The sequence below is a fragment of the Streptomyces sp. NPDC018026 genome (assembly GCF_044327745.1).
Taxonomy (GTDB): Bacteria; Actinomycetota; Actinomycetes; order Streptomycetales; family Streptomycetaceae; genus Streptomyces; species Streptomyces rubrogriseus.
In genome coordinates, this window is record NZ_JBIRFY010000017.1 from 78,641 (window position 1) to 105,158 (window position 26,518).

The following is a 26,518-nucleotide window of genomic DNA, read 5'->3' on the forward strand; positions in this document are numbered from 1 at the left end:
GAGGCGCGCGATCGACCATGTCCCGGCCGCCCGCCGACGGGCCCCCGCGAGGAGATGCTCCCCGGGGGCCCGTTCGCCGGTGGCCCGGTGGGGCCGGGACGCCGGTCGCTGGGTCACGCGCCCCGGTCGCGCAGGGCCGTGCGGGCCGGGAGGGTGACGGCGGCCAGGCCGAGGGCTGCCGCGGTGGCCGCGAAGGCGGCGTACAGCAGCGGCGGGACGTGCGGGAGCTCGCCGGTCAGGCCGCGCATCATCGGGGTCAGCGTGATCATCGCGATGGCGGTGCCCAGGGCCACCCCCGCCGCCGACACCAGCAGGCTCTCCCAGCCCAGCATGCGCAGCACCTGGCGCCGGGTGGAGCCGACGAGGCGGAGGGTGTTCAGTTCGCGGCGGCGGTCCAGGACCGTCATCACCAGGGTGTTGACCGCGGCGACGGCGGCGAACCCGCCCAGGACGGCGGCCATCATGTAGTTGGCCCAGGCGCCGAACTCGCGGTCCACGTTCTGCGCGAGTGCGTAGCCGGAGGCGTCGGTGACCTCGCCGAGGGGGGCGAGCGGCCCGGCGTCGCCGCCGCTGACCAGCAGGGTGTCGGCGAAGGCGGACGTGACGTGCCCGTCCAGGGAGGCACGGTCCATGGTCACGGCCGGCAGGCCCAGACCGCGGCCGTAGACGGCGACGATTTCCGGGGCGGCCTTCGTGCCGTCGGGGAGGTAGAGCGACAGCTTGTCGCCGAGGCCGGTGTCCGTGGCGGTGGCGAGGGTCCGGTCGACGGCGATGCGGCCCGGTCCCACCCGGTCCAGGCTGCCCTCGCGCACGTCCAGGTCCTGCACCTTCGCGAGCTGTGCCCCCGAGCCCGAGATGCCCTGGGTCGCCGTCCCCTGCAGCGACGTCTCGCCGCCGCCCCGGACGGGCACCAGCACCTGCGTGTCCAGCAGGCTCACGGCCGCGTCGACGCCGGGCGCGCGGGCGGCCCGGTCGGCGGCGTCGGCGGGCAGGCCGGCCGGGTCGGTGACCACGTGGTCCGCCGTGATGCCGTCGCGGAGCTGCTCCGAGGCGACGTGGCTCTCGCTGGTGTGCATGAAGACCAGCGTCGAGGCGAAGGCCATCGCCAGCACGATCGGAGTGATCGCGGAGGCCAGCCGGCGCGCGTTGGTGCGGGAGTTGGCGGCGGCCAGCGACGCGGAGGCGTCACCGCCGCGCAGCAGCAGGCCGAAGACGGCAGCGCACGCGCGGGCCAGGATCGGGCCGAGCAGGGCGACGGCCAGCATGAAGAGCATGACCACGCCGAGGGAGGCGTTGGCCGCGTCGGAACCGGCGGCGGAGGCCGCCACACCGGCGAGCGCCGAGCCGCCGCCGACCGCGGCGATGCCGAGGACGGTACGGACGACACCCGGCCGCAGCCGCTCCACCGAGGCCTCGGCGAGCGCCTGGCCCGGCTTGATCTTCGCGGGCCTGCGCCCGGCCGCGAGCCCGGCGCCCAGCGCCGTGAGCAGTCCGACGCCGACGGCGGCCAGCAGCGGGAACCCCGAGACATGCAGTTCGACCGCCTCGGGAACCGCCCCGCGGTCCTGCATCTGCCCGAACCACCAGTGCGCGAGCCCGATGCCCGGCAGGCAGCCAAGCAGCCCGGCGAGCGGGGCGACCAGGAGCGCCTCGGAGGCGACCGCGCGCCTGATCTGCCGCGGGGTGGCGCCGACGGCGCGCAGCAGCGCGAACTCGCGGGTGCGCTGGCCGACGGAGAGCGCGACCGTGCCGGCCGCGGTGAAGACCGCGACCAGGGTGGCGATGCCGCCGAAGGAGCCGCCGATCGCGAAGAGCGTCTCCTTGCCGTAGGCCAGCCCGTGGTCCTCGACCTCACCGCGGTCGTCCCCGGTGAGCGTCTGCGCGCCGGTGCCGGTGAGGGCCTTCTCGACGGCGGCGGCGAGGGCGTCCGTGTCGACCCCCGCCTTCGCCATCACGGCGATGGCGTCGGCCTTGCCGGGGTGCCCGGCCAGCACCGGCGCCTCGGCGTCGGCGAACCAGGCCGTGGCCCCGCCGCCCGCCCTCTCGCCCGCGGTGTCCCCGGCACCGGCCTCGGCCAGCCCGGACACCCGGAATCCGGTCCGGCCGTCGGCCGTCTCCAGTACGACGGTGTCACCCACGCCCGCCTTGGCGGTACGGGCCGCGTCCGCGCCGAGCACGACCTCGCCCGCGTGCGGTGCGGCGCCCTTCGACAGCGCGGTGCCGGTGAAGGCGTGCGAGCCCCAGCCGTGGCCGGTGAGCGCCCCCGACGCGTCGTCGCCGCCGTGCACCGGGAAGGTGAAGTCCGGTACGGCGGCGGCCGCGCCCGGCACCCCGGCGGCCTTCGCCGCGAGCCCCGCGTCCACGCGGGCGGTGTCGGGCAGCGGGTACTCGGTCTCCTCGGGGCCGTCGACGGTGTCGGCGACGACGCGTGCGGACTGGTCGGCCGCCGCGACGACCGGCGCGTTCGCGTACCGCTCGGCCGGCACCGAGGCGCGGATGCTGGTCTCCAGCAGGACCCCGCAGGCCGCGACGATCAGCGCCGACATCATCAGCGCGACGAACGTGCCCGCGAACGAGGCGGGCTTGAAGCGTACGGCCGCGCGGGCCAGGCCGTTGGGCTTGAGGCTCATGCCGCCACCCCCGCCCCGGCCATCGCCCGCGCCCGGCCGGTGAGCGCGGTCATCCGCGCCGCGATCTGCTCCGCCGAACCCCGCTCCAGGTGGTCGGCGAAGGCCCCGTCGGCAAGGAACAGCACCCGGTCGGCCCAGGCGGCCGCGGCCGGGTCGTGGGTGACCATGACGACGGTGGCGCCAAGGGTGTCCACCGCCTGCCTGAGCAGACCGAGGACCTCGGCCGCGGTGCCGGTGTCGAGGGCGCCGGTGGGCTCGTCGGCGAAGATCACGTCGGGGGTGGTGACCAGGGCGCGGGCGACGGCCACGCGCTGCTGCTGGCCGCCGGACAGCTCGCCGGGCCGGCGCCGCGCCTTGTCGGCGAGGCCGACCTGCGCGAGCACCTCGGCCGCCCGGCGGTGGTCCTGGCGCTGACCGGCCAGGCGCATGGGCAGCAGGACGTTCTGTTCCACGGTCAGCGACGGCAGCAGGTTGAACGCCTGGAAGACGAAGCCGAGGCGGCTGCGGCGCAGCTCGGTCAGCTCGTTCTCGTTCATGCCGGTGATCTCCGTGCCGCCGAGGCGCACCGATCCCGCCGACGGCCGGTCGAGCCCGGCGGCGCACTGCAGGAAGGTGGACTTGCCGGACCCGGACGGGCCCATGACGGCGGTGAAGGTGCCGCGCGGCAGGGCGAGGTCGATGCCCGCGAGGGCGTGCACGGTGCCCGCGCCGCGGCCGTACTGCCGCCGGACCCCGCGCAGCTCGACGGCGAGCCCGGGCGTGGCGGCCGGAACCTCGGGGCGCTGGTCACGGGGGTCACGGTGGTCCGCCCCCGCCCGGCCGTCCGCCTTCTGCCGCTTGCCCTTGCGTAGCCTCATGGTGCCGTCTCCTCGTCCGTGCGCTGGTGCGTCCTGGTGACGAGGTGAAGAGTGCGGGGACGGCTCGGCGCCGGGCGTCATACCGGAGAGCCAATGTGGAGGTGCTACCCCGGTAGGGGGCTACTCTCCCGGGGCCACCAGCCCCGACTCGTACGCGAAGACCACCGCCTGGGCGCGGTCGCGCAGGTCGAGCTTGGTGAGGACGCGGCTGACGTGCGTCTTGACCGTCTGCTCGGCCAGCACCAGGGTCCCGGCGATCTCCGTGTTCGACTGGCCGCGGGCGACCAGGGTGAGGACCTCGGTCTCGCGTTCCGTCAGCCCCTTGAGCCGCAGCGCGGGCTTGCCCCGTGACGCGGGGCGCTGCTGGGCGAAGTCCGCGATCAGGCGGCGCGTGACGGACGGGGCGAGCAGCGCGTCGCCCGAGGCCACGACCCGGACCGCCGCGATGAGGTCGGCCGGCGGCGCGTCCTTCAGCAGGAAGCCGCTGGCGCCCGCCCGCAGCGCCTCGTACACGTAGTCGTCGACGTCGAACGTGGTGAGCATCAGCACCCGCGGCCGGTGGGTCACCCCCGGCGGCGGCGAGAGCAGCCGGCGCGCGGCCTCCAGCCCGTCCATCTCGGGCATCCGCACGTCCATGAGGACGACGTCCGGATGCGTACGCCGGCTCAGCTCGACGCCCTGCGCGCCGTCGGGGGCCTCGCCCACCACGTCGATGTCGCTCTGGGCGGCCAGCAGCGCGGCGAAGCCGGCCCGCACCATGGCCTGGTCGTCGACGATGATGACGCGCGTCGTCACGTGATGTCCTCTTCCGTCAGGGGGAGTTGTGCGGCGACCCGGAAGCCGCCGTCCGGCAGCGGCCCCACGTCGAGGGTGCCGCCGACGAGCCTTACCCGTTCGCGCATGCCGACCAGGCCGTGCCCGGTGCCGCCCACTTCGAGCGGCCCGGCGGGCGGTTCGGGCGGCGGCTCGTTGACGACCAGGACGGTGAGCCGCTGCCCGCCGCGCCACTCGTACCGCTCGTCGCCCTGCCGTTCGCCCCGCCCGTCGCCCTGCTCGTCGGCGGGCCCCGACACCGACAACGACACGTGCGTCGCCGCTCCCGGCGCGTGCCGTACGACGTTCGCGAGGGCCTCCTGGACGATCCGGTACGCCGAGAGTCCCACCGCCTCCGGCACCTCGGCGTCGCAGGGGGTGAAGTCCACCGGCCCGCCCGTCCTCGCGGTCGCCTCCACCAGCTGCCCGATCTGCGCGAGGCCCGGCTGGGGCACGAGTTCGCCGTGCGCCTCCTCGTTGCGCAGCACTCCGAGGAGGCGTCGCATCTCGCCGAGCGACTCCCGCGCGGTCGCCGCGATGGACGTGAACTCCTCCCGCACGTCCGGCGGCAGCGCCGCGAGGCGGTACTCGGCGGTGTCCGCCTGCACCGTGATGACGGACATGTGGTGCGCCACCACGTCGTGCAGCTCGCGTGCGATGCGGGCGCGTTCCTCCAGGAGCGTGCGCCGGCCCCGCTCGGCCTCGCTGATCGTCTCCTGCTCGACCAGCCTGCGCTGCACCTCGGAGCGCTCGCGCAGCGCGCCGCCCAGCAGGAGCGCGACGCCCCCGAGGATGGTGAACAGCAGGTCCTTGGCGTCGGTGCCGTGCGGCGGGACGAAGCCCAGGCCGACGTTGGCGCCGGCGGTCGCCAGCCACACCAGCAGCAGCGTCCGGCGCCGCTCGCTCAGGCCCAGGGCGAGGCAGAGGCCGATGTACCCGACGATCTCCATGGGCGGGAACGGCCACAGCAGCCGCTCCTGGAAATCGACGGTGAGCAGGGCGAGCGCACCGGCGACGTCCGCGGCGAAGACCACGTACCAGGCCTGCAGCGGCCGTACGACGGCGAGCAGCAGCGGGGCGGCCTGGGCGACGGCCAGCGCGCTCGCGAGGCCGCCGTTCAGCCCGTAGTCGGCGCTGAGGACCACGATGGTCGTGGGCAGCAGCGCGACGCACAGCACGAACGCCACGGCCCACGGCAGCAGCCGCACCCACCGCCGCGACGCCCCCGCGAGCAGCGCGCGCGGGCGTTCCGCCTCCACTGGGGTCATGGGCACCAGCCTAGGTGCCCGGTGTGCGCCGCGACGGCGTCCGGAGGGGCGGCGTCCACGGGGGCGCACGGCGTCGGCTCCTCAGATGTCGGCACGCAGCGGTTCTCCCACCTCGTGCATGTGGCGCAGGGCCTGCCGGTAGGAGTCGACGAGGCCGGTCTCCGCGTAGGGGATGCCGAGGTCGCGGCAGTGGGCCTTGACCGCGGCCTGGGCCAGTCCGAGGTGCGGGCGGGGCATGCTGGGGAACAGGTGGTGCTCGATCTGGTAGTTGAGGCCGCCGAGGAACCAGTCGGTGAAGAGGCCGCCCCTGATGTTGCGGGAGGTGAGGACCTGGCGCCTCAGGTGCCCCCACTTCTGCGCGTCGGAGTCCGGGTCGGGCATGTCCATCCCCTTGTGGTTGGGCGCGAAGGCCATGCCCAGGTGCAGCCCGAACAGGGCCTGGTGGAGCGCGGCGAAGACGAGGGCGTGCGCGAGCGGCATGGTCGTCAGGAGCAGGGTGACGTATCCGGCGACGTGGGCGGCCAGGAGCGCGCCCTCCACCAGGCGCGCCCGGCCCTGCTGGCGCCGCAGGTCCTGGAAGCCGTGGAGCTTCAGGGCGAGGCCCTCAAGGAGGGTGAGCGGGAAGAACAGCCACGCCTGGTGCCGGGTGAGCCAGCCGCGGAAACCCGCGCGCGTGACGGCCTGCCCGCGGGTGAACACGAGGACGTCGGCGGCGACGTCGGGGTCCTTGTCGATGTGGTTCGGGTTGGCGTGATGGCGGTTGTGCTTGTCGTTCCACCACGCGTAACTCATGCCGAGCAGCAGATTGCCGTGGACCAGTCCGATGCGGCGGTTCACGGCACGGCTGCCGCTGATCTGGGCGTGGCCCGCGTCGTGGCCGATGAACGCCGTACGGGCACACAGGACCGCGAGGACGGGCGCGAGCGCGAGCACCCACCAGGAGCCGCCGAGCAGCGCCATGCCGGTGCCGACGGCGGCGAGACCGAGCGCGTTGACCGTTATGGTGCGCGCGTACCAGCCGGTGCGCCGTTCGAGCAGCTGCTGCTCCTTGACGTCGCGCAGCAGCGGCGTGAACTCGCTGCCGTCGCGGGATCTGCCGGTGTCCGGCGGGGCGGTGTCGCGGGGCAGGGGCATGGAAGGGCTCCTTGACGGTGTGGTCGGTTCGGATCACGTCGGGTCGGATCGCGTCGGGTCTGGCCGCGTCGGGTTGGATCGCGTCGGATCGGATCGGGTCGGATCGGGTCTGGGGGGGGGAGTCGCCGGTTCACGCCGCCAGCGCGAAGTAGCCGAAGCCCGCCGCCAGTACCGCCGCCACCGCCCGCCGGGCCGTGCCGGTGCGGTCCCACGGGGACTCCAGCGGCCGGGCGAACCTCGCGATCGCCACGAGCAGCCCCGCGAAGAGCGGCATCCAGGCCAGCCGGGCCAGGACCCAGCCGCCCGTGTCGGGTGCGGCGGTCAGCCCGGGGATCTCACCGAAGTACGAGCCGGGGACGGCGGCGGCGAGCATCGCCGTCTGGTGCCAGCACAGGATCGTCATCGCCGACAGGTTGACGATCACCACCGGCGCCCACAGGGCGGGCCGCCGCAGCAGCCGGGCCAGCCGGTCGCGCAGCAGGATCGCCGCGCCGGACTGGGCGGCGGCGAGCGCGAGGACCAGCAGGGACGGCGGGTGGGAGTTGGTCCGGGCCTCGCCGGGCACGCCCACCATCGACATCGGGTAGTGGAAGGCGAGCAGCAGCACGGCGAACAGCGCCGCACCGCCGGCCAGCAGCAGCCACGCCCCGCGTCTGCCGATCCGCCCGGCCGCCCAGGACACGCCGAGCTGATAGGCGAACATCCAGCCCGGCAGCAGGTTGAGCAGGCTCAGCCAGGACGGCATCGCGTCCGCGAAGGGCCCGTACCGCAGGAAGTCGACCACCGCGACGGACCCGATCAACGGCACCGCGGCCCGGGCGCCCAGGCGTTCGGACGCGCGGACGCAGTACGGGGTGAGGGCCGTGATCACGGCGTAGACGCCGACGAACCACAACGGCTGGACGACCAGCGTGGCGGCGGTGTGCAGGGTGTCGCCCGGCACCCCGAGGCCGTAGTGCAGAAGAGGCAGCAGCAGCGCCCATACGGCCGTGACACCGAGGACCGGCCGCCCCAGCCGCCTGAGCCGCCCGACCGTCCACTGGCGGACCGACCCCTTGCGACGCCGGTAGGAGAGGTAGGAGGAGTAGCCGCCGACGAGGAAGAAGATGCCCAGCATCTGCAGGACCCAGCTCGCCGGGGCCAGGGCGCCGAACGCGGCCAGCGGACTGGCGTTGTGCAGCCCGCCGCCGCCGTCGAGGGTGAACCCGCCGACCAGCCAGTGACCGGTGGGCACGGCCAGCAGCGCCAGCGCGCGCAGGCCGTCGACGGCGCGGTCGCGGTGGGCCGGGGTCCGCTCGTCGACCCGGGCGCCGAGCCGGGCGAGCCTGGCGGGCAGCCCCCTCATGAGCGCTCTCCGTCCGCGATCGCCGCGAACGCGGCCAGGGTGGAGGTGCCGGGCGCGAAGTACTCGTCGTGCGCCGGGACGTCGTCGGCGGGCAGGACGGTCGCACCGAAACCGGGCGAGGTGGGGTCGGCGCCGTGGCCGAGGCCCAGGAACTCGACGTTGGGGACGCGGTCGATCCAGTCGTCCGGGGACTTCGCCGCCCAGACGTGGGCGGCGGTACGGAGGTCGCCGACGTCGTCGGCGCGCATGCCGGGCGAGCCCATGACGACGATGTTCTTCGCGTCGGTGTCGTCGGCGGCGAGGCCGCAGACCACCGACCCGTAGCTGTGGCAGAAGAGGGAGGGATCGGGCAGACCCGCCGCGTCCAGCCCCTCGGTGAGACGGACCAGCCGCTCGGCACCCGCCTCGGCGAGCCGGCCCGTCGCCAGGTCGAGTCCGATGCCGGAGGGCGTCGTGTACCCGGCCCAGGCGATGACGGCGGTGTCGTCGCCCGCCTCCGCCTGGAGGTCGGCGGCCCGCTGGGCCGTACGGTCGAAGGTCCCGGCGTCGATGTCCGAGCCCGGGACGATCACCGAGACGTGGGCGGCGTTCTCCAGGTCGCCCGCGACCCGCGCGATCGTCCCGCGCCCGCGCGGGTCGTACGCCAGCACCCGGTCCCCCGCGGGCGCGTTGGCCTCGTAACGGAGGTGCACGGGGACGCCGTCGAGGTTGCCCACCACGGTGGGATGGTCCTCGGTTAGTCTCTCCCGCTGGGCGCCGCTCAGAGAGGCGAAGAACGCCGCCACCTCGGCCGGGGTGGCCGTGGCGGGGTCCGGCAGCTTTCGGCCGAGGGAGTCGTCCGCCAGCCAGGCGGCGGTACCGGGGAGCGGCCCGCCGGGCGCGCTCTCACCGCTCGCCGACGCCCAGCCGGCCGTGCCGCCGACCAGCAGCGTGGTCAGTACGGCGGTGGTCAGGACCCTCCTGAAGCGACCCATCCGTCCGCCTCCTCCGTCTCGTCGTGACGCTGACGGAGGGAAGGTAGGAAGCCGCTGCGGGCCGGGACGTCACTCCAGGGAGCCAAGCCGGGGGTAATACCCCGGTAGGGGGTTGTCAACTGCTGGTTCTCGAAGCCGGGTGAGTGAGCGTAACCATGCATGAGTGAGTGTCGTTGCTGGAGTGTGAATCTGACGGAGTGGGCGAAGGCGCAGGGTGTGCATCCGCAGACCGCGTATCGCTGGTTCCGTGAGGGGACTCTTCCGGTACCGGCGGATGGGGGTCCCCCCGGACGGAGTCTGGGGGAGGGTCGGGCCGCGCACGGTCCTGGTGAACATCGACGCTGCCGCGGCGCCGGAGGCGGTCGGTGGTCTGGGCCTGTACGCCCGTGTCTCCTCCCATGACCAGAAGGCCGATCTGGAGCGTCAGGTTGCCCGGTTGTCGCAGTGGGCGGTCAAGGCCGGTCACCGCGTCGTGCGGGTGGAAGCGGAGATCGCCTCGGGAATGAACGGTGCCCGGCCGAAGGCGAAGCGGTTGCTGACCGACCCCGCCGTGACCACGGTCGTGGTCGAGCACAAGGACCGTCTGGGCCGGGTGAACGTCGAACTCGTCGAGGCCGCCCTGTTCGCGACCGGGCGTCGCCTGGTGGTGCTGGATGACGGAGAGGTCGAAGACGACCTGGTGCAGGACGTCGTGGATGTGCTGACGTCGTTCTGCGCCCGCCTGTACGGCCGGAGGTCGGCGAAGAACCGCGCCAGGAAGGCGCTGGAGGCTGCCGGGCATGGCTGAGAAGAAACTGCTCAGGCAGATTGCCCGGCCGTTTGTCGCCGACGGTCCGTCCGGTGTCAGCATCCGGGACCGGCTCAAGGGCCTCGCTGTGCAGGATGAGCAGGTCTTGCGGGCCGTGGGCGCCCACATGGGTCGGCTGGCTTCCGCGGACTTGGCCCGCCGCTGCCGTGACGGCCTGGACCATTCCACCGACAGGTGGGCTGAGCGGAAGCGGGAGCTGACGGCCGCCTCGTCATCGCGGTGGGCGGGTTCGGTCACCTCCAACACCCACGACCAGTGGGGCCTGTCCCGCCGCGCCCAGCACGCTCACCTGCAATCGCTGGACGCCGGCATCGCGACGGTACGGCACCGGCTGTCGCTGCCGATCGGGCAGAGGGGCTGCAAGGGGAAGCCCGGCGGCTACCGCTCCAAGGGCGAGTGGTTCGCCAAGACCCGCCGCCTGGCAGTCCTCGAAGACCGCTACGAGCAGGTAAGCGCCGAGCGTGAAGCCGGGCGCGTCTCGGTCGTACGCGGCGGCAGGCGACTGCTCAACACCCGCCACAACCTGGACGCCGCCGGTCTCACCGAGGCGGCCTGGCGTCAGCAGTGGGAGGCCGCCCGCTGGTTTGTGACCGCTGACGGCGAGTCCGGCAAACGGCACGGCAACGAGACGATCCGCGTCACCCCCGACGGCGAGATCAGCATCAGACTTCCGGCGCCGCTTGCTGACCTGGCCAACGCGAAGCGCGGCCGGTACATCCTCACCGCGAAGGTGTCGTTCCCGCACCGTGGCGAGGAATGGCGCGACCGGATCGAAGAGAACCGGGCCGTGGCCTACCGAATCCACTTCGACGTGACCCGTGACCGCTGGTACCTCGACGCCAGTTGGACCCGCAAAGACCTCCCCGTGATCCCGCTGGACGCCCTGCGCCCCGACGGTGTGATCGGTGTCGACACGAACGCGGACCATCTGGCCGCGTGGCTCCTCGACGAGCACGGCAACCCGACCGGCAGCCCCCGCCGCATCGACTACGACCTCACCGGCACCGCCGACCACCGGGACGCGCAGCTCCGCCACGCCCTCACCCGGCTTCTGCACTGGGCCCAGACGACGGGCGTGCAGGCAATCGCCATCGAGGACCTCGACTTCACCGACTCCGCAACCCGCGAGAAGCACGGCCGGAAGAAGAAGTTCCGGCAGCTCATCTCCGGCATCCCCACCGGCCGCCTCCGCGCCCGCCTGCTGTCGATGTGCACGGAGGCCGGCATCAGCGTGATCGCCGTCGATCCCGCCTACACCTCGATGTGGGGCGCACAGCACTGGCAGAAACCACTGACCAGCAAAAACCGCAAGACTTCCCGACACGCCGCCGCCTCGGTGGCGATCGGTAGGCGCGCCCTCGGACACGCGATCCGGCGACGGACGACACCGCCCCCTGTACACCAGAGTGATGTGCAGGGGCATCGGAGCGCCCAGGCCCGACCACGTGACCGCAGGCGTGAGGAAACCCGCCCCCGCATCCCCGGACCACGGACACGATCCGTGCAGCCGGACGCGGAGCGAACGCGGGCGACCAGGACACCCAAAACCGTTCGGGATGTCCGCAGTGACCAGGACTGGGTCCAAGACTCACTCCTGCTCACTGACTAGGAACGGTCGGCTACGGATCGGCCAAGGATCGGCCACGTCGGCGACCGACCCGTCCGTCAGACGGCGGCCGCCGTCCACTCCCGTAGCAGCGCCAGGCGCTGGTCCTTGGTGGGGGCGACGTCCTCGGGCTCGTCCCGGCGCCAGCCGACCAGCTCCCCGACGGTGGTGGTGCCGTCGGCGAGGCGGGCGAGAAGGGAACGGGACAGGTCGTACTCGTCGGGCGTGTGGATACCACCGGTGACGGCGGCCAGCACGCTCGCCTCGACCGTGCCGTCGCCCTCGGTCTCCACGCACACCGTGAACAGCGGCGGCTGTTCGCCGTCGCCCGTGAACAGCACGACGACCGAGTCGAACGCCATGGAGGCCAGCCGCCGCCCGGCCGACCGCACGGCCACGTCGCGCACGTCCAGCCCCCGCACCTCGTCCCACCCCCAGGACCGACCGCCCTGCCCGTCCCCCAGGATCTCCACCCCCCCCTCGGTCAGCCGCACACCGGGCCCCGCACCAACAGGCTTCGCCCCCAGATACACACACCCCTCAGTGATCCAGAACAGGCCGACCATGGCCATGGGCGTCTCCCCCCGACGGGTACGGATCTCGCTGTCGCTGTCGCTGTCGTGGGTGGAGACGAACGCGCTCACGCCGAGGTTCCCGCGTCAGACCCGCCGGCCGGTGACGTAGAACTCCATCCACTCGACTCCCGCAACGGCGAAGCGGGACCCGGTGTTCGCCGAGGCGACCCCGTCGAACTCACCGTCCGTTCCCGGGGCTCCCAGCGACCAGGGCGTCGCTATCCGTGCCAGCCGGCCGACTACGCGCTCGGCCCCGCGGCGGTCACTGGCGCGTACGTGGCAACGCCACCGGATCGTCTCGAACATGCGGCAAGCATCGCGCACCGGACCCGGGTCCACCGGTGGCCCCCGGCACCGAGCCGACCCCGGCCGTTCGCACGACCGGGGCTCCTCGCCGTCGTTCGGTGATCAGGTCGCCGCGGCGCGTTCCGCCGAGGGTGTCGGTCGTGGAGCCGACCGGTCCAAGGCAGTGACGACGGAGGCGTGGAACCGTTGCACGGCGTCGTCGACGCTCCGGATGAAGCCCGACTCCGTCTTGCCGCGGGAGTTGCCCATGCCCTTGAAGAGGGAGAGCCGGAAGCCGGTGATCTGGGCTCCGTTCTTCGGGAGCATGTCCGCGGGCTCCGGGCGCAACCGCTCCAGAGTGCCCCGCGGTCCGCCCGCCTCGCCTTCGACAAGGGTTTCCACGTGCAGGTCGGCCGGTGCCTCGGCTAGCCGTCTGATGAGCCGCTTCGACCAGGTCAGGGGGTATCCCTGCTCGGGTGCCGGGATGTCGAAGGACGTGCGCAGCTTTCCGGTGCGCAGGTCGGCGGTGATCGCCAGTACGCCCGGGGTGCCTTCGATGCGCAGTTCGGCGTGCAGTCTGCCGTCCGCGCACAGTCGGTCCGCCATGTCCGCACGCCGGGCCCCGGGGTCGGCTCCGCGCTTGGCGCGCTGTACGGGGAGCACCTTGTGCCCGAGTTCGCCGCCGAGTCCCAGGCAGACCTGCCTGATGAGGCGCTCCCAGCTCTCGACCACCTCCAGCAGGCGCGGATCGCCCTGGCACAGGGTCTCGTCGTCGATGCCGCGGCGAACGGGCACCCAGGCGGCGCCCATGTTCTGGAAGCCGTGGCAGCCGGAGTTCTCGTGCTGGAGGTAGTGGAGGAGTTCCTGGAGCAGCCAGGCGTGTGCGGCGTTGCCGACGCCCTCGTGCCGCAGCAGCATCTGTGCCTGGTGGGCCACCTCGGCCCAGGACAGGTGCCACAGGGCCACCTTGTGCTTGCGCCGGCCGTCGATCTTGACGTCGACGAGCGGGCTGCCCTCCAGCGCGACGTCGTTCGAGAGCGTGATGACGGCCTCGTAGCCGCGTCTGGCGGCGATGTCCGCGTAGGCCTGCACCTGTTCGGGCTTGAGCGCGTTGCCGTTGGTCTTGGTCTCGACCAGCGCCGTCCACAACTTCCCGGCCCGCTCCACCCGGATGACGCCGTCCGGGCGGCGCGGGGTGTCGCCGTGCGGCAACGAGACCTCGGTGAAGGTCTCCATGCGGCCGGCCGGAGCACCGAAGGCGGCGGTGAGCCTCCTGCCGAACTCCGGCACCTGCGCCATCACCGAGAGCAGTACCGAGGTGGCACGTGTCTCACGGTCCCGGTCGCTCTTGAGCGCGGACACCGGGAAGAGCCTTGCCTCCCTCCAGGAGTCGTTCTCCGCAAGGGACTTCTTCACCACCTTGGGCAGGGTGACCTTCTTCTTGGCGGTGCGCGGACGGGCGGCGGTCTTCTTCGGCTGCGCGTCCTCCTCCGACCGCCGGGGAGCGGGGACCGCTTCCAACGGCGCGGACGGCACCGGATCGGCCGTCGCCACGGGTGCGGATTCCGGCTCCGCGGGGCGGGGCTGCTGCTCCTCCTCGGTGACGGTCGCGGGGCGGGCGACGTCCTCCGCCTCGTCGTCCGGCTGCCCGTCCTCGCCGGACGCGTCGTCGTCGATGTCCACGCCGAAGTCGGTCGCGAGCCCGGCCAGGCCGTTGTCGTAGCCCTGGCCGACGGCCCGGAACTTCCACTCCTCACCGCGGCGGTACAACTCGCCGAAGATGAAGGCGCTCACCGACCCGGCGTCGTCGATCGCGAACCGCAGCAGGCCGTCGCCGGTTCCGTCGGCCAAGGTCACCCGAAGGTCGTCCAGCTCTCCGAAACGGGCGCCCTCGTACCGGCTCGCGGCGACGACCACCCGTTCCACGTCCGGCGGAATCGCCGTCAGATCGAAGACGATACGGTCCTCGCTGCCCTCCCCCGTGGGAGCCTTGCCCAGGAGCTGCACACTGCCGTCGGCGGCGACCGCGTTGTTGTAGAAGTAGAAGTCGGCGTCGCTGCGCACCTTCCCCTGGCCGCCCAGCAGCAGGACGGACACGTCCGCATCGCCTTCGCCGGTCGGACTGGCCCATCCCAGGCTGACGATCACCGAGCTGACACTGTCGCTCAGAGTCGACAGGGCGACGTTGGACCCCTTGATCATTTCGTACACAGAACCCCCCAAGCACTTGCGTTCCAGCGCGGACGGACTCCCCCAGCCCGTCCCCCAGCCGTCCGCCGTGTCGCGCTGTGACTCACAGCACACTCAGCGCACGGCGGCACTCTAATGCGTGGTGGGGGCAATCGGGGGTCAACCGCACAAGGCGCCTGGAAGGGAACGGAACGCGGCCGACCGGGGGGCGATCGGCCGCGTCGCGTTACGACGCCACCGGCGTCGTCGGGCCCACCAGTTCTGTCAGGACGTCCTCCATCGTGACGAAGCCCAGGACCGAGCCCGTCTCGCCGGTGACGGCGGCCAGGTGGCTGTCCTCGGTGCGCAGGGCGGTGAGGGTGTCGTCCAGGGGGGTGTCGATGCGGACGCGGGTGACGCGGTGCAGGGCCGTGCGCGGGAAGGGGCTCTCGCGGTCGGTCAGGCCCAGGGTGTCCTTGATGTGCAGGTAGCCGAGGACGGTGCCGCCGGGGCCGGTCACCGGGAAGCGGGAGTAGCCCGCGTCGGCGGCCATGCGTTCCAGCTCGGCCGGGGTGACCGTGTGCGGGACGGTGCGCATCTTCTGGGCCGGGACCAGGATCTCGCCGACCGGGCGGGTGCCCAGTTCCAGCGCGTCGCGCAGGCGTTCGCCGTCGGCCGGGGTGAGCAGTCCGGCCTCGCTGGCGTCGACCACCATGCGGGCCAGCTGGTCGTCGGTGAAGACGGCCTCGACCTCGTCCTTCGGCTCCACCCGCAGCAGCTTGAGGAGCGTGTTGGCGAAGGCGTTGATGCCGAAGACGACCGGCTTCAGGGCCCGGGTGAGGGCGACCAGCGGCGGGCCGAGGAGCAGCGCGGTGGTCGCCGGGGCGGCCAGCGCGATGTTCTTCGGGATCATCTCGCCGATCAGCATGTGCAGGTACGTCGCCAGGGCCAGGGCGATGGCGAAGGCCACCGGGTGGACCAGCGCGTGCGGCATGTGGACCGCCTCGAACACCGGCTCCATCAGGTGCGCGATGGCCGGTTCCGCGACCGCGCCGAGCACCAGGGAGGAGACGGTGATGCCGAGCTGGGCCGTGGCCATCATCTGGGAGATGTGCTGCAGGCCCCACAGGGTCATCCGGGCGCGCTTGTCGCCCGTCTTCGCGCGCGGCTCGATCTGGCTGCGGCGCACCGAGATCATGGCGAACTCGGCGCCCACGAAGAACGCGTTGGTCAGCAGCGTCAGCGCGCCGATGAAGAGCTGTACGACGGTCATCGGGCCGGCTCCCGCTCGTCCCGCGCCGACCGCTCGCCGGCCGGCTGCTGCTGGTACGCCGACCGGGCGTCGTCCGGCACGGGGGCCGTGACGCGGAGGCGGTCGGCGCGGTGGTGGTCGACGTCGAGGACGTCGATGCGCCAGCCGTCCAGGGCGACCACGTCGCCCTTGGCGGGGATGCGCGTCAGGTGGGTGGCGACCAGGCCGGCCAGGGTCTCGTACGGCCCCTCCGGCGCGGTCAGGCCGATGCGCTCCAGGTGGTCCAGGCGCAGCGAGCCGTCGGCCTCCCAGGCCGCGCGGCCGTCGGGGTCGGCGGGGGCGGGCAGCAGGTCCGGTATCTCGACCGGGTCGTGCTCGTCGCGCACCTCGCCGACGACCTCCTCGACGATGTCCTCGACCGTCGCCACGCCCGCCGTGCCGCCGTACTCGTCGATGACGACGGCCATGGTGCGGGTGGCGCGCATGCGCTCCAGCAGGCGGTCGGCGGGCAGGCTGTCCGGCACCAGGAGCGGCGCGGTGGCCAGCTCGGTGACGGGGGTGGCCCGGCGCCGGTCCGGCTCCAGGGCCAGCACGTCGCGGATGTGGACCGTGCCGACGACCTCGTCCAGGCTGTCCCGGTAGACCGGGAAGCGGGACAGGCCGGTGGCGTGCGAGAGGTTCGCGGCGTCGGCGGCGGTGGCGTGGGCCTCCAGGGCCTTGACGTCCACGCGCGGCGTCATGACGTTCTCCGCGGTCAGCTCGCTCAGGTGGAGCGTACGGACGAACAGCTCGGCCGAGTCCGCCTCCAGGGCGCCCTCCGCGGCCGAGTGCTGGGCGAGGGCGACCAGCTCCTCGGCGCTGCGGGCGGACGCCAGCTCCTCGGCCGGTTCCAGGCCGAAGCGGCGCACGACACGGTTCGCCGTGCCGTTCAGGTGCCGGATGAAGGGGCCGAAGGCGGTGGTGAAGCCGCGCTGCGGGCCCGCGACGACCTTGGCGACGGCCAGCGGGCGGGAGATCGCCCAGTTCTTGGGGACCAGCTCGCCGACGACCATCAGGACGACGGTGGAGAGCACCACGCCGAGCAGGGTCGCCACCGTCGAGGCGGCGCCGCCCAGGCCGATCGCCGTCAGCGGGCCGCGCAGCAGCACCGAGATCGACGGCTCGGCCAGCATGCCGATGACCAGCGAGGTCACCGTGATGCCGAGCTGGGCACCGGACAGCTGGAGGGTCAGGGAGCGTACGGCCTTCAGGGCGCCGTCCGCGCCGCGCTCACCGGACTCGGCGGCACGCTCCAGGTCGGAGCGCTCGACGGTGGTGAGGGAGAACTCGGCCGCGACGAAGACCGCGCAGGCGAGGGTGAGCAGGAGGGCCAGCAGGAGCAGCAGGACCTCGGTCACCGTGCCACCCCGCTTCCCTCACGCACGTACGGGGGAACTGGCGGGCGGGCCGCGGCACGGCCGGTACTAGGGGGCTCCATTACGGAACGGGACTCCTTAACGGGGTCGATGGGCGCCGGTACCAGCCGGGCACCCGAGGGTTCTCCCTCATGGTAAAGGACGAGCAAAAAGATCGGGAGTCCTGAGACCCCTATGCTTCTACTCGCCTGTAGAGAACGGCCGGGCGGTTCCGGTTGTTCCCCACACGAACGTGAAGGAGAGAACGCCTCGATGGTGTTCAAGCGGCTGCTCGGTTCCCTCGGCGTGGGCGGACCCACGGTGGACACGACGCTCGACCCGGGCGCCGCCCGGCCGGGAGGCACCCTGTCCGGCCGGGTCCACCTCGTCGGCGGCACCACGGACCACGACGTCGAGCACGTCGCACTGGAGCTGGTGGCCCGCGTGGAAACCGAGCACGGGGAGCACGGGGGCGACGGCGAGGGCGTCGTCGTCTTCGACCGGCACACCGTGGGCGGGGCCTTCCGGCTCGCGGCGGGCGAGGAGACGAGCATCCCGTTCACGGTGACGCTGCCCTGGGAGACCCCGGCCACCGAGCTGTACGGGCAGCAGCTGGGCGTCGTGCTCGGCGTGCGCACCGAGCTGGCGGTCGCCGGCGCCCGGGACAGCGGCGACCTGGACCCGCTCGCCGTGGCGCCGCTCCCGGCCCAGGAGGCCGTCCTGGAGGCCCTCGGCGGGCTCGGCTTCGGCTTCCGCTCCGCCGACCTGGAGTACGGCCGCATCGGCGGCACCGGGCAGCAGCTGCCCTTCTACCAGGAGATCGAGCTGTCCCCGCCCCCGCACTACGCCCACCAGGTCGACGAGATCGAGCTGACCTTCCTGGCCGTGCCCGGCGCCCTCGAGGTGGTGCTGGAGGCGGACAAGCGCGGCGGCCCGTTCACCGACGGCCCCGACGGCCACGGCGGCCACGACGCGCTCAGCCGCTTCACCGTCCCGCACGAGGGCCCCGCCGGACCGCAGGACTGGAACGCCCTCGTCGACGGCTGGGTGCGGGAGCTGGTCGAGCACCGGGCGTCGTACGGCTCCCACGCGGTGTACGGCCACGACTCCGGGGTCGGTGCGGCCGTCATGGCCGGGGCCGCGGGGATCGCCGGGGGGATGGTGGCGGCCGAAGTCGTCGACGAGGTGGGGGACTTCTTCGAGGGCGACTCCGACGACGGGGAAGACTGATAGCTTCTACAGTGCTGTAGAGGTTCGGGGCCGGGTCCCGGTCTCCGCGACCAGCCCGATCACCCCTTCCCCTCACACCCCTTCCCGTCACCCCCCTTCCCGTCCGACCGGTACGGAGTACGGAGTTCTCATGGCCCTGTGGGACCGCTTCAAGGAGTCCGCGTCGCAGATGCAGACGCAGCTCGTGGCGAAGAAGAACGACCTCAAGAGCGGCGCCTTCCGCGACGCGAGCATGGCGATGTGCGCGCTGGTCGCGGCGGCCGACGGCACCGTCGACGCCTCGGAGCGGCAGCGGGTCGCGCAGCTGATCTCGACCAACGAGGTGCTGCAGAACTTCCCCGCCGACGACCTGCGCCGCCGCTTCGAGGAGAACCTGGACAAGCTGACCGCCGACTTCGCCTTCGGCAAGGTCGGCATCCTCCAGGAGATCGCCAAGGCGAAGAAGAAGCCCGCCGAGGCGCGGGCCGTGGTCCAGATCGGCATCGTGATCGGCGGCGCCGACGGGGACTTCGACAAGGACGAGCGCGCCGTGGTCCGCGAGGCGTGCTACGCCCTCGACCTGCCGCCGCACGAGTTCGACCTCTGAGAGCCCCTGAAAGCGTCCGAGAGTCACCAGGCCCCGCGGGCGCCGGGCCCGCCGGCCGTGCCGTAGATTCCGTGCGGGCCCGTGCCGCGGGCCCGCAACCGTACGTCCCCAGGAGAGCGCCGTGTTCGGACTCAGCGAGCTCGCGATCATTCTCGTCGTCGTCGCGGCCGTCCTGGCCGTCAAGAAGCTCCCCGAGCTGACCCGCTCGGCCGGCAAGTCGGCCCGCATCCTCAAGTCCGAGGCCCGCGCGGCCCGGGACGCGGACGAACCGGGGACGCCGCGCGTCATCCCGGGGGAGACGGTCAAGCGCGAGGACACCGACCCCGGTACCGACAGCGGTACCGGCACGGGCACCGGCTCCCGGGGCTGAGCCCGGCCCGCCTCACGCGCGGGGCTCGCGGTCCCCGGCGCGGGTGCGGTGCGGGCCCAGTTCGCGCAGCACCTCGCCGAGTTCGGCGGCGGTGAGCGCGGGCGCGGGCAGGGCCGCGGCGACCGGTGCGGCGCGCAGACCGCCCAGGAACAGGGCGAGAGGGCGGCGCCAGGCATCCGGCGCGGATACGTCCGCGGACTCGGCGGCCGCCGTGGCCGCGGTCGCGGCGGTCAGGGCCGGGACGGCGCGGCCGAGCGCCGCGAGCCCGAACAGTACGTCCTCGGTGGTGACGTCGGCGCGGACGGTGCCCTCGTCGCGCAGGCGGGTCAGCAGCGTGTCCACGGTCCGGCGGTTGTGCTCGTGCACCGCCTCCAGGCTGTCGACGCCCCGCAGGTGCGTGGTCATGAGGTCGTTGGAGCCCCGGTCCGCGGCCAGGGCGCCGAAGACCGCCTCCAGATAGCCGGTGAGCCCGGCCCACGCGTCCGGCGCCTTCCTGGCCCGCTCCCCGGCGTCCATCGTGCCGGTCAGCGAGTCCCGGAACACGGCGTCCACCAGAGCGGCACGGGTGGGGAAGTGGCGGTAGAGCGTCGCGTTGCCGACCCCCGCGCGGCGCGCGATCACGTCCAGCGCGGCGTCCAGCCCCTGCTCGGTGAACACCTCGTGGGCCGCCTCCAGCAGAAGCTCCCGGTTGCGCCGTGCGTCACGTCGCTGCCGGGGCGCTCCGTCGCGTGCGCCGACGGTCATCCTCGCCCTCCGGATCGTACGAACCGGGGAGTGCTCCCCGTGCTCCGAACGCCGATGCTATCGTCGGCCGAGGAAATGGGGAGCACTCCCCGTTTAGCATTCTCCGTTTAGCACTCCCCGTTCAGCCGTCTCTTTCACAGGAGGTCCCATGACCGCGCCCACCTCCGAGGAACTGGCCGCCCTGCGGGCCGTGGGCGCCGTGCACCGGGTGCTCGTGCCGGGCAGCGGGGAGAGCCTGCTGGTGGTGACGCGCGACGCGGCGCGGGCCGCGCTCACCGACCCCCGGCTGCGCAACGACATCCGGCACTCCGCGTCCTGGCAGAGCGACGGCGGGCACGCCATCGGCCACAACATGCTCCAGAGCGACCCGCCGCAGCACACCCGCCTGCGCCGGCTGGTCGCCGGACACTTCACACCGGGCCGGACCGCCGCCCTGCGCCCGCGCGTCGAACGCGTCGCGCACGACCTGCTGGACGCGCTGCCGCGAGCGGGCACGGCCGACCTGGTCGCCCGGTACGCGCTGCCGCTGCCGGTCACGGTGATCTGCGAGCTGCTGGGCGTGCCCGAGGCCGACCGCCAGGGCTTCCACACCTGGTCGAACGAGCTGGTCATGCCCACTTCGCCCGAGGCGGCCGGGTCGGCGGCGACCGCGCTGACCGGCTACCTCACCGAGCTGACCGACGCCAAGCGCCGCACCCCGGACGGCACGCTGCTCGGCGATCTGGTCGGCGCCGCCGACCGCGGCGAACTCACCCCCGGCGAACTGCTCGGCATGGCCTTCCTCATCCTCGTCGCCGGTCACGAGACGACCGTCAACCTGATCTCGGCCACCGTGCACGGCCTGCTCACCCACCCCGACCAGCTCGCCCGCCTGCGCGCCGAGCCGGAGCTGACCGAGGCAGCGGTGGAGGAGTCGCTGCGGTACCACTCGCCCGTCCACGCCTCCGCGTTCCGTTTCGCGGCCGAGCCGCTGGAGCTGGCGGGCACCGCGATCGCGGCGGGCGACTCGGTGCTCGTCTCCCTCGCCGCCGCCTCCCGCGACCCGGGGCACTTCCCCGACCCCGACCGCTTCGACATCGGCCGCCGCCCGCGGGGCCACCTCGGTTTCGGCCACGGCCCGCACCACTGCCTGGGCGCCCCGCTGGCCCGCGTCGAGGCCGCCGTCGCCGTACGCCTGCTGCTCGACCGGCATCCCGCGCTCGCCCTCGCCGCCGACCCGGCGACGCTCACCTGGCGCACCAGCACCCTGCTGCGGGGGCTGGTGGAACTGCCGGTGCGGCTCGGCTGATCCGCTCGGTACGGGCTCAGGAAGGGTCCTCCGGTACGGCCGACAGCAGGCTGTGCACGATCGGCCCGGCCGAGCCGCCGCCGGTGACGCCCTCCTCGACGACCACGGCGACGGCGACGTTGCCCCGGTGGGCGACGAGCCAGCCGTTGTTGTCCTGGTCGTCGGAGACCTCGGCGGTGCCGGTCTTGGCGCCGATCTCGCCGGGCAGGTCGGCCAGGACGCGCGCGGTGCCGTCGGTGACGGTGGCCCGCAGCAGCCCGCGCAGCTGGGTGACGACCTCGTCGGGCAGCGGCTCGGTGCGGGTCTCGTTCTCGTTGCCCGCGGTGACGGACGGCTGGTGGAACTCCCCGGAGACCGCGGTGGCCGTCACCGACGCCATGATCAGGGGGTTGGCCTGGACGCGGCCCTGCCCGATCATCGACGCGGCCTTCTCCGTCTCGTCCTTGGGCACCGGCACCGAGCCGTCGTACGTCGGGATGCCGATGTGCCACTCCTGGCCGACCCCGAAGTAGGTGCGCGCGACCTTCCCCAGCTCCCCGTCGTCGAGCTTGCCGCGCAGGCTGATGAAGGCGGTGTTGCAGGACTCGGTGAAGTCCTTGCGGAAGGTGGCACCGGGGTGCTCGGAGGTCTCCACGTTGTGGAACTCCTTGCCCACCGTCAGGTACTTGGGGCAGTCGACCACGTCGTCGGGCGCGACCGCGTCCTTGAGCAGCAGGGCGCTGCTGGTGACGATCTTCCAGGTGGAGCCGGGCGCGTAGGTGCCGGAGGCGGCGCGGTTGAAGCCCGAGGAGGGCGAGTTGGCGAGGGCGAGCACCTCGCCGTTGTCGACGCGCAGCGCGACCAGGGAGGCGTTCTTGCCGTCGGCCTCGCCGAGAGCCCGCTCGGCGGCCGACTGCCAGGTGGCGTCCAGGGTGGTGCGCACGGGCCGGTCCGCCGTCGCCGGGTCGGGCTCCTTGCCGAAGGACGCCTCGGTACGTACGGTCTCGCCGCTGGCCCGGTCGACCAGCTCGACCGCGCCGCGCGGACCGCCGCCGCCCGCGTCACCGGCGAGCCGGCCCAGGAGCGGGGACAGGGACGGGTACTCGGCGCCCACGAGCGAGACACCCTCGCGGTCGGTGACCTTCGGCGGGGCGCTCTCCTCGCGCTCCAGGCGGAACTTCTCCGTCTCGCTCAGCCGCGGGTGCACCAGCGACAGCCGCCAGTCCACCTTCCAGCCGCCGTCGTCCTGCTCGCGCAGCGGCAGCTCCGACTCGTACGTCCAGGTGCCCAGGCCGGTGACCGGCATCCGGGCGGTGAAGGGGATGCCGAGGGTGCCGTCCTCGTCCTCCCGCACGCCGTCGTCCGCCGCCGTCAGCTTCGGTTTCTCGATGTCGAGTCCCGCGGTGAAGCTCTGCAGCACCTCCTGCGCCTTGCCGGGCTCGGTGGTGCGTCCGGCCGCGCTCGGCAGGCGCCCGGCTGCCCAGTCGGCGAGGAAGGCGCGCGCCTGTTCCGTCGCCGCCGGGTCGGGGCCGTCGTCGCCGCGCGCGAAGGGGCCGAACCCGGCGGCGTACGAGCCGCCCGCGGCGATCGCGAGGACGACACCCACGGCGGCGACGGCCCGCACACCGTTGCGGGGCCTGCGGCGGCGGGGAGGGGTGAAGCGGGGAACGTCGGACATGGCGAGGTCCTTGTCGGTCAGCGGCCGGGGCCGGTGAGGAAGTCGAGGATCGTGTCGGTGGCGTCGAGGGCCTTGCTGACGGGGCCGAACCCCTCGGGCGGGGGGACGGTCGAGCCCGGCCAGGTGTGACCGGCGTCGTCGACGACGAGGAGTTGCACGGTGCCGCCGGGCCGCCGGGAGCCGCCGGGGGCCTCGTTGCCGAGCCGCCACACCGTCCGGTCGTAGCCCTTCTCCTGCCGCGTGACCGGCTCGCCCGCGCCCCCGGCCGCCGCGAACGCCGCCGCGCTGTCCCGCGCCGACCGGGTCGGCAGGATCGGCTCCTCCGGGTCCGGCGGCGGGGAGGGCAGGCCCGCGAGGGGCCGTACGGGGTCGTCGGCGCCGTAGACGACCATGACGGGCACCGGCCCGGTGGGCTCCACCGCGGCGTCGCCCGTGGGCAGCTGGCCGGAGACCGAGGCGGCACCCGCCAGCAGGGCGGGGCGGTCGGCGGCCATGCGCAGGGCCATCGAGCCGCCGTTGGAGAACCCGGCGACGTAGACCTGAGCGGGGTCGGCCCGCTCGGTGCGGACCAGGTGCTTGATCAGCGCCTCGGTGAACCGCACGTCCAGGGCGGGGTCCGGGCGCTGCTTCGTCGCCTGTGCGCCCGCGCCCCAGCCGTGGCCGAGGCCCTCGGGAAAGGCGACGAGCATGCCGCGCGCGGTGGCGGCCCGCTCCAGCCGGGTCTTCGCCCGCAGTTCGGCGGCGTCGGCGCCGCGGCCGTGGAAGGCGATGAGGAGGGGCCTCGGGCCGTCGCCGGCGTCCTCCGCGTCCTCGGCGTCCTCGGTGGCGGGGGGCCGGTGCAGGAGGTACTGGCGGACGTCACCGTCCACCCGGAGCTGGGCGCGGACCTCCGGCGCCGCGGTGGCGGAGGGGGTGGGGGCGGGGGCTGGGGCGCTCGACGACGCTCCCGGACGCCCGGAGTCGGCGTCGGCGTCGGTGTCGGTGGCACAGCCGGCCAGGGGGAGGAGGAGGGCGAGGGCGAGCCCGCCGGCCCACCGGCGGGCGCGGAGCGCGGGGTCACGGTCACGGAAGGAGCGCATGGCCCGAGGAGAGCAACCCCGCCGAGCCTCTGTCCAAGACCGATATGGATTTCGGATCGATCAATCCCCGATATGATTACTGGTCGTGGACCTGGTGCGGCACCTGGAGTGCTTCGTGGCTGTTGCAGAAGAGTCACACTTCGGGCGTGCCGCCGCCCGGCTCGGCATGGCCCAGCCGCCCCTGTCGCAGCGCATCCAGCGGCTGGAGAAGGAGCTGGGCGTCCGGCTCTTCGAGCGCACCAGCCGGCAGGTGACGATCACCGAGGCGGGCACGCTGCTGCTCGCCGAGGCCCGTGAGCTGCTGGCCCGCGCCGAGGCGCTGCGGACCGCGGCGCGCCGCATCCGGGACGGCGAGAGCGGTCTGCTGCGCGCCGCCCTGTCCCCCGACATCTCCGGCGAGACCGTCGCCGCGCTGCTGGCCGACTTCCGCCGCCGGCACGCGGGGCTCGAACTGGAGCTGCACGAGCTGACCACCGCCCAGCAGCTCGCCGGGTTCGCCGCCCACGAGCTGGACGTCGGCCTCATCCACCACCCGTGCGACGTCACCGGCCTGGAACTGGGCCCGGTGCTCCGCCGCGACCTCGGCGTACTGCTGCCGCGCGGCGCGCCCCAGACGGAGCTGGACGCCGTGCCGCTCGCCGCGCTCACCGGCTACGACCTGGTCCTCTTCCCGCGCGCCGACGCGCCCGCGGTCTACGACGACCTGCTCACCGCCTGCGCCCGGGGCGGGTACACGCCCGCCGCGGTACGGCACGGCCAGGGCGCGAGCTTCGTCCGCGGCCTGGTCCTGTCGTCCGGGGCCGTCGCCCTCGGCCCCCGCGACACCCGGCTGGTGGCCCCCGGCGACCAGGACCTGGTCTGGCGCCCGCTGGCCGGGGCCCCGCCCGCCTGGCGGCACTCCGCGGCCTGGCCCAAGGGGCGCGGCGACGCCGCCGTCGGCGCCTTCGCGGACGCGGCCACCCACGCCCTGCGCACCACAGCCGGCGCCCACTCCGAGGCACCCGCCCGGCCCCTGCACCTTCGCCCGGCATCGGAGTACTGGCTTTGACCGACACCGCCGCCGTCGGCCCCCGACCGACGCACCCCACCACCCCCGACCGCGCCCGCCCGACGCCCCCCACCCCAACCGGCGCACCCCTCACACCGGCCGCCCGCCCGACGACCCCCAACCCCGGCACCGCAGACCCGGCCCCGACCACCACCACCCCCCACCACCAACCGACACACCCCACCAACCCCACCGACCCCAACCGCGCACGCCCGACGACCCCCACCTCAACCGGCGCACCCCTCACACCGGACACCAGGCCGACGACGCCCGACCCCGGCACCGCAGGCCCGGCCCCGACCGCCACCACTCCGCACCCCCGACCGACGCACCCCACCACCCCCACCCACCCCGACCGCGCACGCCCGACGGCCCCCGCCCGTTCGCACGCCCTCGGCGGCGGCCTGCGGAGTGGGCGGGCCCGGGCCGGGGCGCGCGTCGCCGCGGCCGGGCTGCCGGTGGGTCCCGGCCCGGCACCGGAGGAGCGGTCATGACCGACACCGCCACCGCCGCCCGGCTGGACGCCGCGTTCGCCGACGCCGGGGTCACCGGGTGGCTGCACGCCGTGGACATCGACTCGGGGGCGCAGGTCGGCGCCGGGGCGGACCAGCCGGTCTGCACGGCCAGTGTCCACAAGCTGTGCGTGCTGGTGACGCTGCACGAGCTGGCGGCGGCCGGGGAACTGGACCTCACCGAGCGGATCGAGTGCCCGCCGACCGAACGCACCCCGGGGCCCACCGGACTCGCGGCCATGCTCGACCCGGTCCTGCTGTCCCTGCGCGACGCCGCGTACCTGATGATGTCCGTCAGCGACAACACCGCCGCCGACCTGCTGCTGCGCCGGGTCGGCCTGGACGCCGTCAACCGCACCGCGGCCCGGCTCGGCCTCACCCGGACGCGGGCGGTGTACGGCTTCGGCGAGATGCTGGGCACCATGCGCGAGGACGCCGGGCCCGCCGGTGCCCGGGCGCTGACCGACCCGCACGTCATCACCCGGCTGCGCGCCCTGGACCCGGCCCGCACCAACCACAGCACCCCCCGTGACATGACCCGCCTGCTCGGCGCGGTGTGGCGGGACGAGGCCTGCCCGCCCGAGTACGGCGCCGCGATGCGCCGGATCATGGGCCTCCAGGTGTGGCCGCACCGCCTGGCCTCGGGTTTCCCCTTCGACGACGTGCACGTGGCCGGCAAGACCGGCAGCCTGCCCACCCTGCGCAACGAGGTCGGCGTCGTCGAGTACCCCGACGGCGGCCGCTACGCCGTGGCCGTCTTCACCCGCACCGCCCACACCGCGGCCGTACTCCCGGCGGCCGACGCGGTGATCGGCACCGTGGCCCGGATCGCGGTGGACGCCCTGCGGGCACCCTGACCCCTGACGAGTACCAGCCACCGGCCCGCCCCAATCG

At 73.8% G+C, this 26,518-nt stretch carries 22 protein-coding genes and 1 pseudogene; 8 read left to right on the forward strand and 15 right to left on the reverse strand.

All coding sequences use genetic code 11. The features are described from left to right. Positions 1-113: 113 nt before the first annotated feature. From ACH4D3_RS35725 to ACH4D3_RS35755, 7 genes are all read right to left on the reverse strand, one after another. A complete protein-coding gene (locus ACH4D3_RS35725) occupies positions 114-2,630 on the reverse strand; it encodes an ABC transporter permease (RefSeq protein ID WP_398331225.1) in 2,517 nt (838 codons plus the stop codon). Continuing rightward, positions 2,627-3,487: an ABC transporter ATP-binding protein gene (locus ACH4D3_RS35730; RefSeq protein WP_398331227.1), complete on the reverse strand. Its 861-nt coding sequence runs from the start codon at positions 3,485-3,487 to the stop codon at positions 2,627-2,629. The genes ACH4D3_RS35725 and ACH4D3_RS35730 overlap by 4 nt, the downstream gene beginning before the upstream one ends. 120 nt (positions 3,488-3,607) lie before the next feature. Then, positions 3,608-4,282, reverse strand: coding sequence for a response regulator (locus ACH4D3_RS35735; protein WP_398331230.1), 675 nt, complete (start codon positions 4,280-4,282; stop codon positions 3,608-3,610). Next, on the reverse strand, positions 4,279-5,568 hold the full coding sequence (locus tag ACH4D3_RS35740; RefSeq protein WP_398331233.1) for a sensor histidine kinase: 1,290 nt from the start codon (positions 5,566-5,568) through the stop codon (positions 4,279-4,281). The genes ACH4D3_RS35735 and ACH4D3_RS35740 overlap by 4 nt, the downstream gene beginning before the upstream one ends. Before the next feature lie 81 nt (positions 5,569-5,649). Next, on the reverse strand, positions 5,650-6,702 hold the full coding sequence (locus ACH4D3_RS35745; RefSeq protein ID WP_398331236.1) for a fatty acid desaturase family protein: 1,053 nt from the start codon (positions 6,700-6,702) through the stop codon (positions 5,650-5,652). A 130-nt stretch (positions 6,703-6,832) separates the two neighbouring features. Further along, positions 6,833-8,047: an acyltransferase gene (locus ACH4D3_RS35750; protein ID WP_398331239.1), complete on the reverse strand. Its 1,215-nt coding sequence runs from the start codon at positions 8,045-8,047 to the stop codon at positions 6,833-6,835. Continuing rightward, positions 8,044-9,021, reverse strand: coding sequence for an alpha/beta hydrolase (locus ACH4D3_RS35755; RefSeq protein WP_398331242.1), 978 nt, complete (start codon positions 9,019-9,021; stop codon positions 8,044-8,046). Before ACH4D3_RS35755 ends, ACH4D3_RS35750 begins: the two co-directional genes overlap by 4 nt. Before the next feature lie 183 nt (positions 9,022-9,204). Here ACH4D3_RS35755 and ACH4D3_RS35760 point away from each other — a divergent pair. Together ACH4D3_RS35760 and ACH4D3_RS35765 are read left to right on the forward strand one after the other, a co-directional pair. Beyond that, positions 9,205-9,808 (forward strand): annotated as a pseudogene (locus ACH4D3_RS35760) (IS607 family transposase). After that, positions 9,801-11,438: an IS200/IS605 family accessory protein TnpB-related protein gene (locus tag ACH4D3_RS35765; RefSeq protein WP_398331245.1), complete on the forward strand. Its 1,638-nt coding sequence runs from the start codon at positions 9,801-9,803 to the stop codon at positions 11,436-11,438. Before ACH4D3_RS35760 ends, ACH4D3_RS35765 begins: the two are co-directional and overlap by 8 nt. A gap of 56 nt (positions 11,439-11,494) precedes the next feature. Here the strand turns inward: ACH4D3_RS35765 and ACH4D3_RS35770 are convergent, their stop codons facing one another. The 5 genes from ACH4D3_RS35770 to ACH4D3_RS35790 form a co-directional block, all read right to left on the reverse strand. Beyond that, positions 11,495-12,079 (reverse strand): hypothetical protein, encoded by a 585-nt coding sequence (locus ACH4D3_RS35770; protein ID WP_398331248.1) that lies wholly within the window; start codon positions 12,077-12,079, stop codon positions 11,495-11,497. Positions 12,080-12,094: 15 nt separating this feature from the next. Then, a complete protein-coding gene (locus ACH4D3_RS35775; RefSeq protein ID WP_398331251.1) occupies positions 12,095-12,316 on the reverse strand; it encodes a hypothetical protein in 222 nt (73 codons plus the stop codon). A 102-nt stretch (positions 12,317-12,418) separates the two neighbouring features. Further along, the gene (locus ACH4D3_RS35780) at positions 12,419-14,497 is read right to left on the reverse strand and encodes a TerD family protein (RefSeq protein WP_398331254.1); all 2,079 of its coding nucleotides are present in this window, start codon (positions 14,495-14,497) and stop codon (positions 12,419-12,421) included. A gap of 214 nt (positions 14,498-14,711) precedes the next feature. After that, positions 14,712-15,737, reverse strand: a complete 1,026-nt coding sequence (locus ACH4D3_RS35785) for a hemolysin family protein (RefSeq protein ID WP_398331257.1) — start codon at positions 15,735-15,737, stop codon at positions 14,712-14,714. Beyond that, complete coding sequence (locus ACH4D3_RS35790) at positions 15,734-17,113, reverse strand: hemolysin family protein (RefSeq protein WP_398331260.1); 1,380 nt, start codon at positions 17,111-17,113, stop codon at positions 15,734-15,736. Before ACH4D3_RS35790 ends, ACH4D3_RS35785 begins: the two co-directional genes overlap by 4 nt. Positions 17,114-17,383: 270 nt before the next feature. On the opposite strand from ACH4D3_RS35790, the gene ACH4D3_RS35795 reads away from it, so the two are divergent. The 3 genes from ACH4D3_RS35795 to ACH4D3_RS35805 all read left to right on the forward strand — a co-directional run bounded on the left by ACH4D3_RS35795 (position 17,384) and on the right by ACH4D3_RS35805 (position 19,296). Further along, on the forward strand, positions 17,384-18,340 hold the full coding sequence (locus ACH4D3_RS35795; protein ID WP_398331262.1) for a sporulation protein: 957 nt from the start codon (positions 17,384-17,386) through the stop codon (positions 18,338-18,340). Positions 18,341-18,470: 130 nt separating this feature from the next. Beyond that, complete coding sequence (locus ACH4D3_RS35800; protein ID WP_003975175.1) at positions 18,471-18,926, forward strand: tellurite resistance TerB family protein; 456 nt, start codon at positions 18,471-18,473, stop codon at positions 18,924-18,926. A 121-nt stretch (positions 18,927-19,047) separates the two neighbouring features. Continuing rightward, complete coding sequence (locus ACH4D3_RS35805; RefSeq protein ID WP_398331266.1) at positions 19,048-19,296, forward strand: twin-arginine translocase TatA/TatE family subunit; 249 nt, start codon at positions 19,048-19,050, stop codon at positions 19,294-19,296. Positions 19,297-19,308: 12 nt separating this feature from the next. Here ACH4D3_RS35805 and ACH4D3_RS35810 read toward each other — a convergent pair whose 3' ends face one another. Continuing rightward, the gene (locus ACH4D3_RS35810) at positions 19,309-20,040 is read right to left on the reverse strand and encodes a TetR/AcrR family transcriptional regulator (RefSeq protein ID WP_398331269.1); all 732 of its coding nucleotides are present in this window, start codon (positions 20,038-20,040) and stop codon (positions 19,309-19,311) included. A gap of 148 nt (positions 20,041-20,188) precedes the next feature. Here ACH4D3_RS35810 and ACH4D3_RS35815 point away from each other — a divergent pair, with 148 nt between their 5' ends. Further along, positions 20,189-21,328 carry a cytochrome P450 gene (locus ACH4D3_RS35815; RefSeq protein ID WP_398331272.1) on the forward strand — a complete coding sequence of 380 codons (1,140 nt, stop codon included), beginning with the start codon at positions 20,189-20,191 and terminating at the stop codon, positions 21,326-21,328. Between the two features lie 16 nt (positions 21,329-21,344). On the opposite strand, the gene ACH4D3_RS35820 is transcribed toward ACH4D3_RS35815, so the two are convergent. Both ACH4D3_RS35820 and ACH4D3_RS35825 read right to left on the reverse strand, forming a co-directional pair. Further along, positions 21,345-22,985, reverse strand: coding sequence for a penicillin-binding transpeptidase domain-containing protein (locus ACH4D3_RS35820; protein WP_398331275.1), 1,641 nt, complete (start codon positions 22,983-22,985; stop codon positions 21,345-21,347). A gap of 17 nt (positions 22,986-23,002) precedes the next feature. Further along, positions 23,003-24,064, reverse strand: coding sequence for an alpha/beta hydrolase family esterase (locus tag ACH4D3_RS35825; RefSeq protein WP_398331278.1), 1,062 nt, complete (start codon positions 24,062-24,064; stop codon positions 23,003-23,005). 115 nt (positions 24,065-24,179) lie between these two features. Between ACH4D3_RS35825 and ACH4D3_RS35830 the strand changes: the two genes are divergently transcribed. Both ACH4D3_RS35830 and ACH4D3_RS35835 read left to right on the forward strand, forming a co-directional pair. Continuing rightward, positions 24,180-25,112, forward strand: coding sequence for a LysR family transcriptional regulator (locus tag ACH4D3_RS35830; protein ID WP_356862155.1), 933 nt, complete (start codon positions 24,180-24,182; stop codon positions 25,110-25,112). A 490-nt stretch (positions 25,113-25,602) separates the two neighbouring features. Continuing rightward, a complete protein-coding gene (locus tag ACH4D3_RS35835) occupies positions 25,603-26,481 on the forward strand; it encodes a serine hydrolase (RefSeq protein ID WP_398331282.1) in 879 nt (292 codons plus the stop codon). Positions 26,482-26,518 lie beyond the last annotated feature (37 nt).